Annotated in this window: 18 protein-coding genes; 8 read left to right on the top strand and 10 right to left on the bottom strand. The window is 54.4% G+C overall.

Annotated elements, in window-relative coordinates; all coding sequences use genetic code 11:
- Positions 1–63: 63 nt before the first annotated feature.
- Both IG193_RS01820 and bgaS read left to right on the top strand, forming a co-directional pair.
- Positions 64–1,338 (top strand): MFS transporter, encoded by a 1,275-nt coding sequence (locus IG193_RS01820; protein WP_192819196.1) that lies wholly within the window; start codon positions 64–66, stop codon positions 1,336–1,338.
- Between the two features lie 5 nt (positions 1,339–1,343).
- Complete coding sequence (bgaS, locus tag IG193_RS01815; protein WP_263971727.1) at positions 1,344–2,906, top strand: beta-galactosidase BgaS; 1,563 nt, start codon at positions 1,344–1,346, stop codon at positions 2,904–2,906.
- Here the strand turns inward: bgaS and IG193_RS01810 are convergent.
- Both IG193_RS01810 and galT read right to left on the bottom strand, forming a co-directional pair.
- On the bottom strand, positions 2,890–3,792 hold the full coding sequence (locus IG193_RS01810) for a helix-turn-helix transcriptional regulator (RefSeq protein ID WP_192819195.1): 903 nt from the start codon (positions 3,790–3,792) through the stop codon (positions 2,890–2,892). The two genes, bgaS and IG193_RS01810, sit on opposite strands and share 17 nt — an antisense overlap.
- 155 nt (positions 3,793–3,947) lie before the next feature.
- Positions 3,948–4,991 (bottom strand): galactose-1-phosphate uridylyltransferase, encoded by a 1,044-nt coding sequence (galT, locus tag IG193_RS01805; RefSeq protein WP_192819194.1) that lies wholly within the window; start codon positions 4,989–4,991, stop codon positions 3,948–3,950.
- A gap of 1 nt (position 4,992) precedes the next feature.
- On the opposite strand from galT, the gene IG193_RS01800 reads away from it, so the two are divergent.
- Complete coding sequence (locus IG193_RS01800; RefSeq protein ID WP_192819193.1) at positions 4,993–6,177, top strand: galactokinase; 1,185 nt, start codon at positions 4,993–4,995, stop codon at positions 6,175–6,177.
- Positions 6,178–6,404: 227 nt separating this feature from the next.
- Here IG193_RS01800 and IG193_RS01795 read toward each other — a convergent pair whose 3' ends face one another.
- Both IG193_RS01795 and IG193_RS01790 read right to left on the bottom strand, forming a co-directional pair.
- The gene (locus IG193_RS01795; protein ID WP_192819192.1) at positions 6,405–8,396 is read right to left on the bottom strand and encodes a P-loop NTPase family protein; all 1,992 of its coding nucleotides are present in this window, start codon (positions 8,394–8,396) and stop codon (positions 6,405–6,407) included.
- A 31-nt stretch (positions 8,397–8,427) separates the two neighbouring features.
- Positions 8,428–9,465: a UDP-2,3-diacylglucosamine diphosphatase gene (locus IG193_RS01790; RefSeq protein WP_192819191.1), complete on the bottom strand. Its 1,038-nt coding sequence runs from the start codon at positions 9,463–9,465 to the stop codon at positions 8,428–8,430.
- Positions 9,466–9,612: 147 nt separating this feature from the next.
- Between IG193_RS01790 and IG193_RS01785 the strand changes: the two genes are divergently transcribed.
- Positions 9,613–10,722, top strand: coding sequence for a hypothetical protein (locus tag IG193_RS01785; RefSeq protein ID WP_192819190.1), 1,110 nt, complete (start codon positions 9,613–9,615; stop codon positions 10,720–10,722).
- Between the two features lie 40 nt (positions 10,723–10,762).
- Positions 10,763–12,832, top strand: a complete 2,070-nt coding sequence (locus IG193_RS01780) for a Sip1-related alpha-galactosidase (RefSeq protein ID WP_192819189.1) — start codon at positions 10,763–10,765, stop codon at positions 12,830–12,832.
- A gap of 36 nt (positions 12,833–12,868) precedes the next feature.
- Here IG193_RS01780 and IG193_RS01775 read toward each other — a convergent pair whose 3' ends face one another.
- The 5 genes from IG193_RS01775 to IG193_RS01755 form a co-directional block, all read right to left on the bottom strand.
- Positions 12,869–13,219 (bottom strand): aspartyl protease family protein, encoded by a 351-nt coding sequence (locus IG193_RS01775; RefSeq protein WP_192819188.1) that lies wholly within the window; start codon positions 13,217–13,219, stop codon positions 12,869–12,871.
- Positions 13,220–13,345: 126 nt separating this feature from the next.
- Complete coding sequence (locus IG193_RS01770) at positions 13,346–13,693, bottom strand: hypothetical protein (RefSeq protein WP_192819187.1); 348 nt, start codon at positions 13,691–13,693, stop codon at positions 13,346–13,348.
- Complete coding sequence (locus IG193_RS01765; protein ID WP_192819186.1) at positions 13,680–14,060, bottom strand: succinate dehydrogenase; 381 nt, start codon at positions 14,058–14,060, stop codon at positions 13,680–13,682. The genes IG193_RS01770 and IG193_RS01765 overlap by 14 nt, the downstream gene beginning before the upstream one ends.
- A gap of 5 nt (positions 14,061–14,065) precedes the next feature.
- Entirely contained in the window at positions 14,066–14,731 is a 666-nt protein-coding gene (locus IG193_RS01760) for a succinate dehydrogenase/fumarate reductase iron-sulfur subunit (protein WP_192819185.1), read from the bottom strand.
- 6 nt (positions 14,732–14,737) lie between these two features.
- Positions 14,738–15,892 (bottom strand): FAD-dependent oxidoreductase, encoded by a 1,155-nt coding sequence (locus IG193_RS01755; protein WP_192819184.1) that lies wholly within the window; start codon positions 15,890–15,892, stop codon positions 14,738–14,740.
- 333 nt (positions 15,893–16,225) lie between these two features.
- Between IG193_RS01755 and IG193_RS01750 the strand changes: the two genes are divergently transcribed.
- Both IG193_RS01750 and IG193_RS01745 read left to right on the top strand, forming a co-directional pair.
- On the top strand, positions 16,226–16,633 hold the full coding sequence (locus IG193_RS01750; RefSeq protein ID WP_192819183.1) for a HEPN domain-containing protein: 408 nt from the start codon (positions 16,226–16,228) through the stop codon (positions 16,631–16,633).
- The gene (locus IG193_RS01745) at positions 16,596–16,940 is read left to right on the top strand and encodes a nucleotidyltransferase domain-containing protein (RefSeq protein WP_192819182.1); all 345 of its coding nucleotides are present in this window, start codon (positions 16,596–16,598) and stop codon (positions 16,938–16,940) included. The genes IG193_RS01750 and IG193_RS01745 overlap by 38 nt, the downstream gene beginning before the upstream one ends.
- A 3-nt stretch (positions 16,941–16,943) precedes the next feature.
- Here IG193_RS01745 and glpK read toward each other — a convergent pair whose 3' ends face one another.
- Positions 16,944–18,521 (bottom strand): glycerol kinase GlpK, encoded by a 1,578-nt coding sequence (gene glpK / locus IG193_RS01740; protein WP_192819181.1) that lies wholly within the window; start codon positions 18,519–18,521, stop codon positions 16,944–16,946.
- A gap of 139 nt (positions 18,522–18,660) precedes the next feature.
- On the opposite strand from glpK, the gene trxA reads away from it, so the two are divergent.
- Positions 18,661–19,065, top strand: coding sequence for a thioredoxin (gene trxA / locus IG193_RS01735; protein WP_218042161.1), 405 nt, complete (start codon positions 18,661–18,663; stop codon positions 19,063–19,065).
- Positions 19,066–19,116: the final 51 nt, after the last annotated feature.

The raw sequence follows: 19,116 nt of genomic DNA, 5'->3' as shown, positions 1-19,116 counted from the left end.
AAAAGCAGCGGTTTTTTCCAAAGAGAGTAAATAATATAAAGATTGTTGCGCAAGTTTAATTGTATGCATAAAAGGTACAGGTGGTTCGTAGTACTCTTCTTCGTGCTCTTCCTCACCACGCACCAAGCCGACCGCTTCATAATCTCCGCCGTGGCACCGCAGGTCATGGACGAGTTCCAAGTCACTTATGGGCAACTGGGCCTAGTGTTCTCGCTGACAGTCCTCATCGCGGCAGTCCTCTACCCCCTGTGGGGCTACCTCTACGACAGGTATTCCAGGAAGCTTCTCGCCGGATTGGCAGCTATTATATGGGGCTTTACCACGATATTCAACGCCCTAAGCAGGACATTCGCTCAGTTCTTCGCAACGAGGCTGGCCACTGGGATAGACGACGCGGCTCCGCCGGGAATATACAGCCTCGTAGCAGACTACTTCGAACCGTACGAGAGGGGGAGGGCGATGGGACTCTTGAACGCTACAGGGCCCCTGGGAGCTATTATCGGGTCGATACTAGCACTATCAATAGTCGGGGCTGGCATTTCGTGGAGGAATGCCTTCTTCATAACGGGTCCCATCGGGGTTCTCATAGGGGTTCTCACGATACTCCTCGTGAAGGACATTCCTCGTGGGAGTTCTGAGCCCGAGCTTGAAGGACTGCTCAAAGAGGATGTATACAAGGCGAGGTTCTCCGACCTTAAGAAACTGCTGAGAAATAGATCCCTTCTGCTCCTATACTTGCAGGGGTTCTGGGGCGTTTTCCCGTGGAACGCTATCACATTCTGGATCATAACGTACATGGAGAAGGAGAGAGGCTTTACGCCCGGCTTTGTGATGCTGGTAATGGTTCTGTGGCTCGTAGCGATGACAGCCGGGAACATAATCGCAGGCTACATTGGCGACATGCTCTTCCGGTTAACTAAGCGTGGGCGCGCACTCTTCGGGGCAATAGTAGTGCTGTTCTCAGCTATCCTACTATACCTAACCATGAACTCCAGGACTCCAGAAGAATTCCTGGTGCTCGGCACGCTCACAGCATTCGAAATACCCATGGCTGGCCCCAATGTCTCAGCTGCGATAACCGACGTCACTGAGCCGGAGCTAAGGGCGAGCGCTACAGGCTACCTGAGATTCTTCGAGAACATCGGTAGCGCCGCCTCCCCGGCCCTCACAGGCTTCATGGCTGAAGGTCTCTCGCTAGGCGCGGCGATCACTCTCGTAGGCGTGTCGACGTGGCTCCTCTGCTTCGTCTTCTTTATGATTCTCGCCATCATAATCCCCAGGGACATTGACAGGCTTAGGAGTATAATTAGGCAGAGGGCGGAGCAGTTGAGGGGGTGATCCAGGTGTTCCCGAAGGGTTTCCTGTGGGGCGTTTCAATGGCGGGCTTCCAGTTCGAGATGGGGGATCCCGCCGGGGAAGCCATAGACCCCAGTACAGACTGGTTTGCGTGGGTGCACGACAGGTCGAACATTAAAAGAGGCATAGTCAGCGGGGATCTCCCCGAGAACGGCATAGACTACTGGCACAGGTTCAGGGAAGACCACGACATCGCGAAGTCCCTTGGCATGAACGCCTACAGGCTCAATGTCGAGTGGAGCAGAGTGTTCCCTAAACCCACCTTTAACGTAGAAGTTGAGGTAGAGCGGGAGGAAAAGCTACTAAAGAGAGTGGGCATCGACGAAGGCGACCTTGCAAAGCTCGACGAGCTTGCAAACAAGACGGCAGTGGAGCACTATAGGGAGGTTATAAACGACTTGAGGGAGAAGGGCTTCTACGTCATATTAAACCTCGTACATTTCACGCTCCCGATATGGCTCCACGACCCCCTACTAGCACGTGCATCAAAGCTTAGAAGAGGCCCTCTGGGGTACGCCGACCCGCGCTTCCCAGTAGAGTTTGCTAAGTTCGCCGCGTACGTGGCCTGGAAGTTTGGAGACCTAGTCGACATGTGGTCTACGTTTAACGAGCCGAGCGTAGTTGTAGAAGCAGGCTTCCTCTTTAGAAACGGGAGATTCCCACCGGGACTCTTCAGCTTGGACGGCTATAAGAGGGCACTAGTGAACATTGCACAAGCCCACGTTCTGGCGTACGATGTTATCAAGAGGTTTGACAGGAAGAAAGCCTACAGCGAGAGCCCGAGCGAGGCGTACGTGGGCATAATACACAACATAATACCCTTCTATCCACTACGACCCGGTAGTAAGCGGGACGTCGTGGCCTCAAAATTCTCGGATCACCTGCACAACCGCTGGATATTAAACGCAGTAGCGAAAGGCTGGGTAGACCTAGACATAGACATGCGCATGGAGCCGAGCGAGGTCTTCGAAGCGTACAAGGGCAAGCTCGAATGGATAGGCGTGAACTACTATTCGAGGCAAGTGACTAGGGACAGAACCAGCATCATCCGCATTCTAGCCAGGATCCCGGCCTATCCGGAGATGGTTAAAGGTTACGGTAACGAGTGCCAGCCCAACTCCCAGAGCCTTGCAGGGAGGCCTACAAGCGACTTCGGGTGGGAGGTCTACCCCGAGGGCATCGCGGAAGCCTTGGACATAGCTTTCGAGTACGGTAGGCCTGTACTCATTACAGAAAACGGGATAGCAGACAGGGAGGACAGGCTGAGGCCACACTTCATAGCACTCCACCTAAGAGTTGTTGAGGAATACATCTCCCAGAGGAAGCCAGACCTAAGAGGATACCTGCACTGGGCGCTCACAGACAACTACGAGTGGGCTGAAGGCTTCAGGATGAGGTTCGGCCTCTACGCCGTAGACCTCGAAACAAAGAAGAGGATAAAGCGGCCGAGCGCCGACGTGATGGCTACAATCATAAGAGAGGGGACAGTTCCAGACGAGTACCTCAAGAGAGCCTTAGAGGTGGTGAAGGGGGTTAGACTGTCCTTGTAAGCTTCACGAAGTTCCTACCCGTTCTCTTCTCTACGACTACAAGCCCCCTTGACTCAAGCTTTTTTACGTGCCTCCACACAGTGGTTATTGGGAGTCCGAGTAGGCTTGCAAGCTCAGACTGGAAGAGGCCTCCGCCGCTCTGTTTGAGGATGTTTAGTATCTGCACGTCCACCTCCGATAACCTCTCTCCAGCCTCTCTCCTCCTGAGAAGGAAGTAGGCTACTACTACTGCAGCAGTCACCGCTGCCAGCCCGTAGAAGAGCGGGCTAAAGCCCTGGGGCTGCCCTTTCTCCTGCTGTACTTGGGGTGGAGGCTGCTGAACTTGAGACGCATTTGAGGGGGGCTGTGTCTGCGGTGGGGGCTTGGGCTGTGTCTTTACGGCCGGCGGGAGGATGTATGCCAGTTTGACTGGTCCAGCTGGGTACGTGAGAACTATGCTCTGCCCCTCGGTGGCTATGCTTGCTGGTATAACGTAGAGTGCGGAGAGCGTCGCGTTCGGCGGTAGCTTTACGACAGCGGGGAGAGGGGTCGTGAAGTTGACAACCCACCTGCCACCCACCTTTGAAGTTATCGTTTGAGTATAGTAGTCGACAGTGACTTGTGTCGAGTTTATAGCTATGATAGTCATCACGCTGCTCGTCTCGTTGATAGCGTAGGTTAGCAGCTCCCCCCTCTCGTTCTGCACGAGCACAAGGAAGTTTGGGTCTGGCTGCCCTATTAGCCGGAGGTCTATGACTGCTGATCCGTTCGTGGGGAAGGTGTACACAACGTGGGCACTACCATCCACGAACACTTCAACTTTCACTAGGCTAGTTGGAGAACAGAGAGCTCTAAGTGTGGAAATAGCTAGCAGGAGAGACAGGAGGAGCGGGTGTAAGCTCTTCATACCCACTTTACAGCACATGATACATTTATAGACTTAACTCTACCTTGAGAGGAAACCCCCGCGTATGCAAAGACCGTAATAGGTAGCATCCGGTGCGGCCGCACTTCTTGTATTTAAGGAGGGTATAGGAGAGGGTTGTCGCGCAGTGACTAGGCTTACCGAGAATAGACCTTCCCCATGGCAATGTACCCCTGCTCCCGCATTTTCTCTACTGCTCTAGCCAGCGCCCCCCTAAGCTCTCCAGCCTTCTCCTCCGGCAAGCCATCATACGTGAACACCCACCCACCCCACTCTATCCCTGCAGCGTACTTTAGTTTATCAGCAGTCCTGTGGACGGGGTAGAACTCGACGTGTAAGTGGAAGCCCTCGTATCCCCTACAGGGCCTCTGATGGAAGATCATCATGTACGGCAGGCTGAAGCCGAAGAGGGTATTATACCCCGCTACAATGACTTTAATGGCGTCCGCGAGCAAAGCCCTCTCGTCTGCGCTCAGCTCTATAAGGCTCTCTACATGCCTCCTAGAGTAGATGTGGACTTCATAGGGCCACATGGCGAAGAAGGGGAGGAAGGCTGTAAACCCGCTGTTCTCGTAGAGCACCCTCGAGCCCTCCTCGTACTCGAGGTCTAGTACGTCACATAGCAGGCACCTGCCGCGCTCAGCCCTATGCTGTCTCATCATTTCATATTCCCGCCTGACCCTCGGCGGGACGAAGGGCAGGATGTATATCTGGGAGTGGGGGTGTGTTAGGGAGACGCCGATAACTTCCCCCTTGTTCCTGAATGGGAGGACGTACTCGACAGCGGGGTCCCTGCACTCCTCCTCGGCTACTCTGGCTAGGATCCCAATGTACTTTACAAGGTTCTCGGCGGGGATCGTGTCTAGGTCGCCCTCGTGGCTCGGCGTCTCCACCACGACCTTTGCACCGCCGTAGGCTCTCTCCACGCGGTAGAGATCCAGGCTCTGGCGTGAGACTTTCGCATCCCTCCTCAAAGCTGGGTACTTGTTGTCCAGGAGCACTACGTCCCAGCCGTAACCCGTCTCCTCAGACCCGGGGCAGAAGGGGCACTTCTCAGCTTCCCGCCAGGGCCTTACAGCTCTCCCACTTGACACTATGACCCAGCAGCCGAGAAGAGGGTTCCACCTCAACTCGTTGTAGCCCTCCACGAAGTTTAATTCCACCGTGCCCACTATATTCATTGTGAAAGTACCCGCCGTACTATTCGAAGTCGCTCCGAAGAGGCCCGTGCTCGTCTCGTCAGCCCCGGGCCGCGTCGACTTCCTGAACACCCACCAAGACTACAAGGGGCTCCCTGTTGTCCCGATAGCGGTGAACCTGAGGACATATGTCGCCGTCCTCGAGGAGTCGACTCTCTTTGAGGTTGAGAGCCTAAACTTGCGGGAAGAAGGCCAGGAGTACAGGGACAGGTTCGGCCCCGAGCCGCAGCTCCTGCCCGGGAGGTGGTGGGGGAACTACCTCAGGTCGTGTGTCATCGCACTAGAAAGGAAGGCGGGCGTCAAGCTCGGCAAGGGGTTCAAAGCACTGATCTACAGCGAGGTGCCAGTTGGCTCAGGCCTGTCGAGTAGCGCGGCGCTCGAAGTAGCCTTCCTGAAGGCACTCGACTCGTTCTTCAACCTGGGTTTATCAGCGCAGGAGCTTGCAGAGACAGCCTTCTACGCCGAGAACACTGTCGCCGGGATACCCTGCGGACGGCTGGATCAGTACGCCTCGGCATTCGGCGGAGCAATACTCCTGTATCCGAGGCCCCCCGTGCGTGTCGAGCCGCTGGACATAGGTAGTCTCGACTTCATCGTCGTCGACTCGGGGATAAGGCACAGCGTTGCAGAAATCCACCCCAGAAGGCAGGCCGAGATAAACCAGGCTCTCTCCCTGCTCCTCTCGTTCCAGGATCTGCCCCCCACGCTTAGAGAGAAACTCGCGCCAGACTACTCTAGGGCTAGGTGGGAGGAGATCACGTTCGATGAGGTGAAGCCATTCCTAGACCGCCTCCCCGACAGACTCGCCAAGCGCGTTGCGTTCACCATACTCATGCACGAGTCGACTATGCGGGCGGTAGACCTCATTAAGAGTGGGTCGCTGAGTAGGGAGCTACTGGCACGGGAAATCAATGTACAGCACGAGCTCCTCAGGGACTACTACGACGTAAGCCTACCCGAGCTGGAAGAGCTACGTAGAGTCATGATGAGCTCGGGAGCTATAGCGGTTAAGATCAGCGGTGCAGGGCTAGGTGGGAGCCTCTTCGCCCTGACAGGAGAGGGAGTAGAGGAGAAAGTAAAGGTCATAGACAGTGCGCTGAAAGCTGGAGCTAGGAAGGGCTGGCCGCTGAAGCCAGACCAGGGTGCTAGGATCGAGTACCATATCTGAAACAGTGGTCGGCTCCGCTCTATGCTCCAGTAATCTCTGTTGCTTTGGGTGTGGGTGAGGCCCCGGGGTCTCCAGGTTATTTTAGCCCCCTCGGAAGACGGGACTACCTGGCCCGCTGAGCTGGCCCCTACCACTCTCAGCCCTACGAATCAGCCAGGACAACCTAGACCTAAGCAATTACTCAAACGAGGTAACGGCCTCTACGGAGCCCGAAAAGCCCTGGGACATTACTTCTCGAAGCAGCCGTAAGCTCCGGCCAAGTCAGGGTAGCCGCAACGCATGAGTGTCGCACACACAGCGTAGTTAGTCCTGCCCTTAAGCTGCCTCCACCTAACTGCGGCGTCGTATAGGATTCCAACGAGTGTACACTCCTTTCTGACGAGTTCCTTGACGAGTCTGTCAACCTCCTCAACTGCCTCGGCAGAACGCCCCCCGCCTAGCATAGCGTCAACGAGTAGAACGCGTAGGGAGTAATACTCCTGTTTCAGCTCTCTCTCTTCTGCGTAGCGAAGTGCCTCGCGCAGGTGCCTTTCAGCATCACTGTAGAGTCCCATGCCAAGGTAGGCAACGCCTTTGACCCTGCTAACATCATACATTGTTTCATCGTTCACTACTCTCACTTCGTCTAGAAGCTGTAGAGCGAGCTCAGGTAGGAAACGGCTAACCCGGAGTTCTGCCAGTTTCACCGCGAGGGAAGCATACTCAGAGCGGAGTTCCTCAGAGCCCAGTGCTCCCAGAATGCCTAGAGCCTTTGAGACCAGCTCCTCGGCTACAGCAAGGCTACCCGCGCTTTCAGCGGCCCTAGCAAGAACCCCTAGCCTGAAGGCAGTCGCCCCTCTGAGCAACCTGGATATAGTACCACTACTTAGAACAGCCACAGCTTCTAGAGCCTGGATACTCGCCTCTTCAGATATATTATTTATGGCGGCAAGTGCGATGTATCTCGCCGTCCCCGGAGCCCCTACAACAGTAGACCACGCCGCGTGGAAGGGGGACTCGGAGGTGAAAACATGCTCGTAAATGTTAGGAGGGCTTAGAAGAGTTTTCTTAAATATTTCTCTTGAGACATCACTTCTCCAGGAGTACAGGGAGTAGGCGTCGTGACGCAGTAACAGCCTGTCCAGTAGAGCCTCTTCCTCTTCACTGACTTCAAGCAAGCTTGTGGGGAAGCAGCGTGACCCCAGGGATGCTGGGACGGCGAGCTTGTTAAGTAGGGGTTCAGGGATAACCTTTTTCAGCCTCGCTCCTGCTTCCTCGATGGACTTTGGGATAACGAAACTCCTGCCGTGAAGCTTGGACAGAGAGACGTAAAGTAGTGTTGTCTCGACGTACCCCGGATTGCCGCTAGAGTTCTTCAAAACCTCAGCAGTCTCTGGCTCAGCAAGCGAAACTCCATCCCAATCTGCCAGCCTCCTCACAATCTCCTCTAACTCCCCAGCCGTGTACCTGTTGTTGACATCTATCTGGACATACTCACCACCCCACCCAGCCGGAATAACTCTAGGCTTACCTGGTGTAAAGACCACCTTCTTCCCGACGAGCTTCGAGGCAATGCTCTGCGCGCCTGCGTAGAGAGTAAAGCCTTCTCTTGAAAGCTCCACTAGTGTTTGGTACATTAGTGAGAGCTTGCCGGATCCGCGAGGCCCAGAGAACTCTACGCCCTTACCTGCGCGGATAGCTGATACCGCCTCTCCTATCACGCTATCTGCGCCTTCCCCCCGAACCTGTTCTACGAATACTGGCCACAGGTAGCCGAGAGACCATGTAATATCCTCGGCGAATACCGCTAAGACAGGTGTTGCCGATCCGCCCTCGAACACCATAACCTCCTTGCCGGCCCTCTCCCTTACCTCTGCGATTATCCTCCTCCAAACTCTAGGTCTCTCGTCGGGTAGAGCGCCACTCTCAACTAGGAGCTCGTATAGTCGTTGAAGCCCTTCTAAGCTCCTAGCGTCCAGCAGGGCCAGGTCGAGGCCCCCGAGGAACACCTCGACTACGAGTGATAGGACAGTAAGGGATTCATTGTCGAGCGTGCACGGGCCCTGAACCCTTGATAGCCTGTCTAGGCGGCTTCTCACTTTCTCTGCTTCCTCCAGGCTGGTTATACTCGAAACAACAACTTCGACGTCATTCCAGTGGTTTACAGCGCAGGTAGCAATATCGCATAGATTGAGGCTCTCGTCCCGCAACCTGCTAGCTACACAAGCGTAGTAACTCAAGGTTCACACCTCCTATAGCTACCCGTCAAGACTATTTATCGCTAAAGTCGATCGAGCCGAGAACTCTCACGCCATTGCCCTCCCACTTACCCAGAGTAACCGCTCTGCTCGACACCCGCACGAACGTGCAGTAATCGTTCTCCCCGTTCTCGACCCACGACCCAGTGTTCGCCAGCAGGCGGCTGTTTTCCAGTAGCAGTTCAGGCACGTGGGTGTGCCCCAGGATGACGCCATCAACCCTACCCACTTCCGGCACACTTTCAAGCACATTCACTATGGCGCGGAGTGGCTTGCTGACAGCAATGTGGCTGAGGCTCTTACCACGTAACCTACTCTTAAGGAGCTTGACACCTATACCCTCTACAATGCCGTACCATATCTTGTCCTGGAGCTTGCGCCACGAGAGTATCGCCAGCGGTGATAGAAGGAAGAAGGCGGCGAGGACTAGGAGAATCTCTCCGGTTAGAGTCGAGACACCGAGGGCTCCGATTATTAGCAGCAGGATTAGCGTGGCCAAGCCTGCGAAAAACCACTCTAAGGGCCCTGGAAGCGAGAGAAAGGACTCAGATAGGATGTATATGTAGCTTTGCACCTTCCACAGGCTTTTAACTCTCAGAAACAAAGTATCAAGCTGGTGGCCGTGGAGAAGGAGAAACTTCTTCCCGTTAACCTTAAGGACGAAGAAGTCTGGCACAATATACAGATCTCCTCTCCCCCTACTACTCTCGAGGCGTAGGCTTGCCACAAGCCTGTCATGGTTCCCTGCAACGTACACTACGTCCTTGTCGACCTTCGCCAGAGCTTTCACGGGGTAGTACGCGTTCCTGACGATGTCCCCCACTCTAGCATTCCAGAACTCGAATATATCGCCAAGCAGCACTACGAGTTTCACTTTCTCGTCGCTACAGTAACTTGACAAGAAATCAGCGAACTCTCCATGTTTAGACAGCTCCCTGTTACGGAGCCTCAACCCCAAGTGTACATCCGATACGACGACAGCCTCCTCGCCGTCTCCCAGCTCGACCTCCAGGAAGCTCCCAACCTCGCTGTCAACCCTCTTAACCCTCATGGGATCAGGGCCTCAAACTGCACAATATAAAAATAAACTTAATTCTTCAGCAAGTAGCTCTGCTTTTCTCATGGCGGAAAGTTCTTTTCTCGCGTCTTGCCACAGTTTTCCTAAATAACCCCCATTGCGCAACAGTTGTTGACCGGTATGAAGCAGAAACTGGTCGCCCTAACACTAGTAACACTGTTGCTGGCATCCGTCGCGTCAGTACTCCGCGTCGCCGCGAGCACAGACTTGTCCCTAGAGGTCTTAATAGCCAACGCCCAGAAACTCCAGAAGATAGCCTACGAGAAGTTCTCGCTCCTAACCTCGGCGGTAAACACCTCGCAGTACGCGTCTAACCTGACAGAAGTAAAGTCTCTACTCTCAGAAGCAGATAGCTACTTGAACCTAAGCATCAAGCTCTACAACTCCGGAAACTTCACTGGGGCTAAGACGTACGCCATCTACGCCCTCAACACATATGATGCTGCGATAGAGCTGATCGAAGAAATCGCTGAGAAAGCCGGCGTAGAACTCGAGGTCGAGGTTGAAGTTGAGGCCCCCGGGAACCGGACAGCCGCTAACGTGACAGTCTCCCTCAACAAGACAGTAGCCATCAACAAGACAGCACTCACGCTCCAACTCCAAGTACTTAAAGCCAGGCTAAGCCAGCTCGAAGCGGCTCTGTCTAAGATAAACCAGTCTCAAGTCAACCTGACATACGTATATACGCTGATCGCGTACGCTAAAGACGTCCTGGCACAGACCGAGGAGAAGCTTGCCAGTGGAAACATAACGGTTTCAGAGCTAGCCGTAAACCTAGCTGTAGTGAAGAAGATCCTAGGCCTCATAAACGCAGAGCTGAACAGGCTGTCACTCCACCTGACGGTCATAAGGGCAATGAAGCTAGGGTTATTGAAGAAGAATGAGACATCATTCCTCAATATGACGCTACTCAACCACACGGCACCCAAGTTCAAGGAGATTAGGAACAGGACGAGAACAGGGATAAACGAGACAGCCGCAGTACTAAAGGAAGTGGAGAAGGAGGTTCGGAACATAACTAAGGCTGTTAAAGAGGCCGTTAAGGAGCTGAAGGAGAAAATCAAAGAAGAACACGGAAAAGAGAAGGAGATAGATATCTCTGCCAAGCCACCCAAAGAGAAGCCACTACCTCCTGGCCTCGAGAAGAAGCTAAAGGAAACCGAGAAAGAAATAGAGAAGGAGGTAGAAAAGAGCGAGGAAGAGGGCAAAGGCAAGGGCCCTAGAGGTTAAAATAAGTTTTTTTCTCTTTTTCTCTTTTTTATACCCTAGTATGCCTGGTGATGATTTCAGCCCTAGCGTTACAGAGGTGTTCGTCTCGTTTGAGGGGCTTCTCGAGAAAACCACTGCCTCTACCGGAGGAGTATACCTAACTAGTAGCGGGCGCCAGGCTAGACTCTCCAGGAGAAGCGTCCACGGAGTTTCCATCCTGGAGCTCCTAGGCTCGGGCACGTCGACGGTGGAGGGGGTTGCCGCCATACTGGGAGTAAGGCTCCCGCACTACCGCCGCGTACTGGCCTTCCACCATACCTACGACCCGCCCGGGTATCTGGGCGGGTCGAGTGAGCCATACCATTACCCCCAAGCCCAGGAGGTAGGGGGGTTCATGGTAAGTCCTTGGACTTTTCCATGGCACGCGAAGAGCCTCGACGAAATGCCCACGTCGCTGAAGATAAGCCAGTTACTGCTAGAAGTCGAGGAGGGGTACGCTTTCCTCCTAGCTGTCCCTTCAAGGGGTTATGCCCCGTACTTCACTAAGCCTAAGGGAGCATCTCTAGAGCTAGTCGTTACAGCAGGCACCCAGCATAACTGGAGGGACTTACCCCTGCTTGCATACGCTACTTCAAACGACCCTTACACGGCCGTTGAAACAGTGTACAAGGCTGTAGCCTCGTACCTCGATAGGGTATGCTCCCTGAGAACCAGGAAGAGGTTCCCGGACGCGCTAGGTTTTCTCGGTTGGTGCACCTGGAACGCTTTCTGGCGAAACCTAGATGAGCAGAAGGTAGTTGATGGAGCGCGCGAGATAATGGCGAAGGCGCCTGTCCGCATGGTTCTCGTGGATGACGGGTGGATGACAGAGGAGAATGGCAAGTTAAAGGACTTCGAGGAGGACAGGCAAAAATTCCCGCGGGGGCTTGCTGGCATAGTGGACTCTCTGAAGAGGAACGGCGTACGAAGCGTGGGCCTCTGGTTGACTCTAAACGGCTACTGGAATGGCGTTGACCCTAAGAGCAAATTGGCTGAATCATACAGGGATGAGCTCGTAGAGGTGGGTGGACAGTTAGCGCCTAACCCAGAGAGGGCGCATAGCTTTTACATAGACTGGTTTAAGTCCATCCGGGCTAAGGGTTTCGACTTCGTGAAGGTAGATAACCAGTACGCGTTGTCCACGGTCTACGCCGAGAGCTACCCGGTTGAGCTTGCATCACAGAAGCTCCACGAAGCAGTCGAGGCTGCAGCTGCGTTGTGCGGCTTGGAAGTTCTGAATTGCATGTCTCTCAACCCCGAGCACTTCTTCAACTGGTACAAGTCTAGCGTCGTGAGAGCGTCGATCGACTACAGCGTACCGCATAGTGTCTCTAGGTCGAAACTCCACGTATACTTCAACGCCTATAACTCTATCTGGCTATCCCAACTGGCCTGGCCCGACTGGGACATGTTCCAGTCTTACGACCCGCTGGCCCTCATTCATGCCGTTGCAAGAGCGTTGAGCGGCGGGCCGGTCTACGTCACGGACGAGCCTGGGAAAACCCGAGGCGAAATACTGTCCCCCCTCGCGTTCAGGGACGGGAGAATCCCCCGCCTCGACGGGGTTGGGCGCCCCACGCGCGACACGGTCATGCTTGACCCCTACAACGAGAAAGTCGTGCTGAAGCTTGAAAACAAGTTGACTGTGCCGGGCTTAGGCACCTACAGTCTCCTAGGAGTCTTTAACATCTATAGGGGTCACGAGAGAATAGAGTACTCTTTCAAGCCAGGAGACTTGGGGGCCGAGGGCGACGAAGTCATCGTCTACGAGTTTTTCTCAGGCACCGCTCGTAAGGTGGACTCCCACGAGGAGATAAAGAGTGCTCTCGAGCCTAACGGCGTCCACCTCTACATTATAGCACCTTTGAGACATGGAGTCGGGGTACTAGGGACTCGAGAGCTGTACATAACCCCAGCAGTAGTTGACTACGCCGAGGACATTAAAGGGGAAATAGTCGTCCACCTGCGGGAGCTCAGGCCCATAATGCTCTACCTCGAGAAGAGCGTCCTGGTAGACGGCGAGGAATCGGCTCCGGGTTTCCACGAAATACACCCGATGAGAACTGTCTTGAAAATCAAGGCTTTGCAGTAGTCAAAGGCCCCGCAACTTCCCGCAGAGAGGGGTTGTCTAGGCAAGGAACATCCGCATAGGCTCTAGTGTGCGTTTAAATGGGTTGAGGACGAGCCCGAGGATTTCAAGCGTCACTGTGCCCAATAGTGCTTGGTCATCGGCTTCCCCGAGGACTACGGGAGTATGTCCCTCACCTTGTGGGAGCGAGATGTAGCATTCCGATACTTTCCGTTTTACGGTTCTCCCGTCTGCTAGTACGAATTCGTGCTCACGTAACGGCGTAAGGCCGATTTTTCTCCAAACTTCCTCCGGGAGAACAGTGTATGTGGCCCCGCTGTCCACCAGGAATCGAACACTTTCTTCGCCCGCCGGCCCTTTTACTTTCCCTTCAATGAATACTACGCCCAAACCCGACCCCCTTACTCTACATTAATAGTCATGAAGGTTATTATTTCGCTTTTCAGCTCTCCTATACATCACCTTTGAGGAAGTTCTGCTTCCACAAAAATGGATCCTGTGGAAACTTCTTGGAAATTAAGGCTTTGTGGCTAGGTATAGTGTTAGGGCTAGGGTGTAGGTAAATATCAGGATCCCGAGCACAGACAATATTTTCCTCGATATATCCTCGCGGAGGATACCAGCTTCGACTAGAACCATGTGTAACCCGTAGAGGGCGTGGTAGAGGACGGCACCGACGAGTGCGAGCTCCAGCGCTACAGTGACAGGGTTCTTGAAAGCTCGTAGAACCTCCTCGTATGTTGGTAGGCCCTTGTACGAGCCCTGAACGTGTACCCGCACGAGGTGCAGTGTGACAAGCAACGTCAGGAGAGCGCCTGTCAGCACTTGAAGTACCCAGCCTGCACCCTTCTTAGGCGAGAGCACAAGCAATCACCCAGACCCCAACGGCTATTAGCACCACTGCCAAGGCCCACGCCAGTATCAGCAAGAGGCGTCTATGCTCGAGCATGTATCCGAGCTCCACGATGGCTGAGTAAACACCTAGTGTTCCGTGCAGGACCAGGGCGCTCCAGAGCAGCGAGTCGGCTACCAGGCCAAGCCTCCCTCCGAAGAGTCCAAGGAGCGCATCATATGCCTCTTTCCCTAGGACAAGAGTAGAGATGTCGATCAAGTGCAACAGGAGGTATAGGGCCATAACCACACCCGTAAGCCTCCTAACACTGAAAGAGAAGTGCTCAAAGCTTCTCCCCCTCACCCTAAACCAGCTCTTTAAAACCCCTACCAACTCCATTAGCATCACCCCTCTACCTCAACTTCACCCTTCAGGAGCCTCCGGCGGAGCCTCATTATAGACTCGCCGGGCTTAAAGTCGACGGGGCACCTTACACTACACTCGAATGCGGCGTGGCAAGCCCAGACACCAGCTCTAGAGTCAATGACGGCTGGAACCCTCCCCTCGGCGCTTCTCGAAACAATGGCCAGCAGTGAGGGGCCGAGGTAGTCTTTGAAGGTGTTGGCAATCGGGCAGGCAGAGTAGCATATTCCGCACTCTGTGCAGTCGTAGAGCTTCTCAAACTCGACTCTATCCAATCTGGAGTCCAGCTTCTCGAGAGTTGTAGGCGTGACGAGCCTGTACTTGCCGAACATTCGCGATTTATCTACAGCCAGGTCGCTTACCACCCTGAAGCCCCGTAGAGGCTCCACTACGACAACCCCTCCCCTAGCCACCTCCCCTATCCTCGTTATGCAGGCGAGCCTCTCGACGCCGTTTATAACCATGCCGCAAGCCCCGCAGACGCCGTGGTGGCAGGCGTGCTCGAAGGTCAGGGTTCTGTCCCCCTGGAGGCTAACCCTCTCGACAACGTCCAGGACGCTCTCGTCCGGCTCAGCCTCAACCTCGAACACGTCAAACCTCCGGCCCCCTGTAGCTTTAACCCTCCTCACGACAAGCCTATACTTCAACACCAATCACCCCTCGAAGAACAGCCAGTAAGGCGCAAGAGGGGTGCTCGCAGTACTAGACTCTCTCGCGATTCCAAGCCTCTCAGAGACAAAGTCCCCTAGCTTCTCGGCCATAAGTCTTGCAGTCGTGAACTTCCCGCCTATTATGCTCACAAAATTCTCGACGCCCTCACGGGAGTGGTCTATGACCGCGAAACTCCTACTGACCTCTCTCCCGCTGCTTGCAGCACCCTCCCCGACTAGGGGTCTGGAGGACACGTATACGGCTTTAACTCTGAGCCTGGACACTACCGGTGCTAGCTCAGAGCCTCTTCTAATCATCAACTCGATATGCTCTCTAGGCGGGGCGACTTTATCAGGGTCTTCGACGACCCAGGAGGTTGTCCCCACTACACTCGTCCCCCTGTGGTGGACAATGATGTCCCCGTCGCCTGGCTTATTGAGTCTGTTGAAAACCATGTTTCCAATCCTCCCATCCAGGGCTACCATGACGCCTGGACTAGGCTTAACAGGGACTCTCAGGCCTGCAAGGCGCGCAACTTTATCCGCCCAAGCGCCGGTAGCGTTCACAACGAAATCCGGCTTTACCTCGTACTCCCGGGGGACTGTCTTGTCCAGTATTCGCACTGAGACTACCCTCCCGCCTTCAACCTTGAAACCAGTGACTTCGTTGAACGGTTTTATAACTGCGCTGTGAAGCTTTGCAGAAGCCGCGAAACTGAGGATTACCTTCAGGGGGTCGAAGGTTCCATCGGGAACCCGGATTACAGCCTTAAGCCCAGGGTTAAGGTTAGGCTCTAGCCTCAAGGCCTCCTCCCTGGAAAGCTCCTGGACAGGGATACCTGCTTTGTCGCACTGCTTGAGGAAGAAGTCCCTGTACCCCAGATCGTCGTCTGAAATGGCTACGAAGAGCCCGCCGTTCTTCTCGAAGAGGAAAGGAGCAATCCTTCTCAGAATAACGTTTTCCGTGTAGCACTCCCTGGCAACCTCGACATCTGCGATGTACCGGCAACCACTATGGAGTAGGCCGTGTGTTCGGCCGCTAGTCCCTGCTCCAAGAGAGCCCCTCTCGACGAGAGTAACTCTAGCTCCTCGGAGGGCAAGGTCATAGGCTACTGCTACTCCTGTAATTCCACCGCCAACCACTAGTACATTCGGCATCGAGAACCTCAGAGATGGAAATCAGGCCTAAAATATTTCAATCTTTGTTATTATTCAGAGGGCACAACAGAAAAGCCAGAGGAGCAGGCTACGCGAGCCCGCCACGCGCGGCGCCTCTACAAAGATCAAGCCCCCAGGGTTTTCTCGAGCCCTCTGTAGAGCGGAGCCATACCCGTAGGCTTAGATGCCTGGAATTGCTCTGGGTATAGCTTACCGAGGAGCATGATAAGGCTATGGCCTACTAGAGAATTACCCCCCCCCACCACCCGCCGTGGGTGGACATGAGGCTATGGTTTATTACCTTGGCCAGGAGGTTATTGCTGGTGGTATATTTTGGGCCGGAGGGAGGAGTATGAGTACCTCGTTGAGAGGTCTAAGAGGTTTTACGAGACTGCGCTCATGCAGATTGAAAGGGGTTTCTATGACCTAGCCTGTTTTAGCCTTGAACAGTCCCTCCAGCTGTACCTTAAAGCATCCCTACTCATGCTCGGCGTAGATTTCCCTAGAACACACAGCGTCAGAAGGCTCTTAGAGCTTATACGGGAAGTTACAGACGACAATAAGATTGCGGAGCTCCTTTCAAAGTTTAGCGTGGAGCTAGGAGTCCTGGAAGACGCGTACATAACCTCCAGGTACGTGGCCAGAAGCTATACTGCTGATGAAGTTGAGAGAGTTAGGAGAACCGTTGAGGAGGTGGTGAGCGTTGTCGGAGGAGTTGCTCGTGAGAGAAGCAAAGCGTAGGGCGGAAGTGTTCAGGAACCTCCCAGAATACCTTAAGCTCATACGCGACACTGTACTAAGGCTTGACGAGAATGCCGAAATCTACCTGTTTGGCAGTGTAGCCGAGGGCAGAAGCCTGCTCTCCAGCGACATAGACATACTAGTAGTTACAAACCTTCCTCCGCCGAAAATCCTGGCGGAACTGTGGAAAGCCGGTATCGAGGATCCATTTGAAATACACGTTATAGATGGGAGAAGCCTGGAAGCGTACAAGAGAAGGGCAAAACTAGTGCCAATACAGGACGCCATTAGGCTCACCAAATCATAAGTTTTAGTAGCCGTAAGCCCATGGAACCTCTCTAGCCCAACCGAGCGCACGCCTGACGGCTGCTCTCCAGCCACTGTAGAGCCGCTCCCTCTTCTCGGCGTCCATCTGCGGCTTGAAGACTTTCTCGGCTCTCCACAGCTTCTTGATCGCGTCCAGGTTTTCCCAAAATCCTATAGCCAGGCCGGCCAGGAATGCGGCGCCAAGAGACGTCGTCTCCCTGACGAGCGGCCTTATAACCTCCACGCCGAGAATATCGGCTTGGAACTGCAACAAGACGTCACTTCTAGATGCGCCTCCATCCGCTTTAAGCCACTTGATGCGGGAACCCGTATCCCTCTCCATGGCTTCAATGACGTCGCGTGTAAGGTAAGCTATGCTCTCTAGAACGGCTCTAGCGAGGTGGCGCCTCGTAGTACCGCGCGTAATGCCTATGATTAGGCCCCTCGCGTATGGGTCCCAGTAGGGAGCCCCTAGGCCAGTAAACGCGGGTACAAAGTACAACCCGCCGGTGTCATCTGCAGACTCTGCGAGCGGGTCTACCTCGGGGGAGACCTCAATTATCTTAAGTCCGTCGCGTAGCCACTGTATGGCGGCACCTGTAACGAAGATGCTGCCCTCTAACGCGTACGTGGCTTTTCCCGGCTCGAGGCTGTAGAAGACTGTGCTGAGAAGGTTGTTTTTAGACTTGACTATCTGGCTCCCCGTATTCACGAGAATGAAGTTCCCAGTGCCGTACGTGCACTTAACTTCACCAGCGTCAAATCCTGCTTGGCCGAAGAGTGCAGCCTGCTGGTCGCCGGCATCGCCGGTCACTGGTATGCTGTAGCCGTTGAAGACTCCACCAACTTCGGGGCCTGTGTAGCCGTAGACTTCCTTGTCGCTTGAGGGGCGGGGGAGGGGTAGGCTTTCCGCGGGGATGCCTCCGAGGATGCTAAGTAGCTCCTCGTCCCACTCGAGTCGCCTAATGTTGAACAGCATCGTCCTTGAGGCGTTAGAGTAGTCGGTTACGTGCGCGCCCCCCTTTTCTGGCGTGAGAGTATTGGGGGAGCCTTTAGTGAGGTTCCAGATAATCCACGTGTCAATAGTTCCGAATATAGCCTCCCCCCTACTGACTTTCTCTCTTAGCCCGCTCACGTTCTCGAGGAGCCACTGGATCTTGCTCCCAGAGAAGTAGGGGTCTGGGACGAGGCCTGTTTTCTCGTATATCGTCTCGAAGTAGTTTTCCCGCAACGCGTCGGTTACAGGGGCAGTCCTGCGATCCTGCCACACGATAGCATTGTAGAGGGACTGGCCAGTCCGCGGATCCCAGACGACAACAGTCTCGCGCTGATTCGTCACGCCGATTGCGGCAACCGCCCCGGGGTCAACCCTAGAGCGTTCCAGCGCCTCCTTTATGCACAGCAGCGTCTTTTCCCAGATCTCCAGAGGGTTGTGCTCAACCCACCCGGGTTTAGGGTATATCTGTGAATGCTCCCTATAGGCCCAGCCGCCTGGGATAGGGCTCCCGTTCTTGTCGTACAAAGCGACACGTGTCCCAGTTGTTCCCTGGTCGACTACGAGAACTATTCCCTTCTCTCTCACAAAACCCCCAACTGTACAGAGAGTATTTATTTTTTGCTAAAAATAGAATTTTTACTATTTTGACTAAACGACGAGATATATCGAGCTAGCGACTTCCTAAATATATTAACCCCTGGGGGTTACGTTACCTGGAGGTGCTATGGAGGCCGAGCTCGAGCTAATCAAGCGGAGGCTCCTCAAGGAGATGATCTCTCCACGACCGGTAGAGAAGAAGTGCCCGTATGAGGGTAGAGCAGACAAGACAAGCATGGATATAGCCCTAAAGCAGTGCCAGGTAGCAGTCGTCGACTTCTGGGCCGAGTGGTGTGCTCCGTGCCGGTTGACGAGCCCTATTGTCGAGGAAGTTGCCGAGAAGTTTGCAGGTCGCGTCGCGGTCTTAAAGGTTAACGTCGACGAGAACCCTGAAGTCGCCGCCGTGTACGACGTCATGAGTATCCCCACGATAATAGTCTTCTGGAGGGGTAGAGAGTTCAAGAGGTTCGTGGGCTACAGCCCGTTTCTCCGAGGCGAGCTCGAAAAGGCCATCATGAGGCTTATGGTGTAGGCGTAGCAACCACTACCGCTAAAATCTTTTAAGCCCCGCCCTGCTTTTGAG

The sequence above is a fragment of the Infirmifilum lucidum genome (assembly GCF_014876775.1).
In the GTDB taxonomy this organism is placed as follows: domain Archaea; phylum Thermoproteota; class Thermoprotei; order Thermofilales; family Thermofilaceae; genus Thermofilum; species Thermofilum lucidum.
This window is presented reverse-complemented; position numbering and strand designations above follow the sequence as displayed.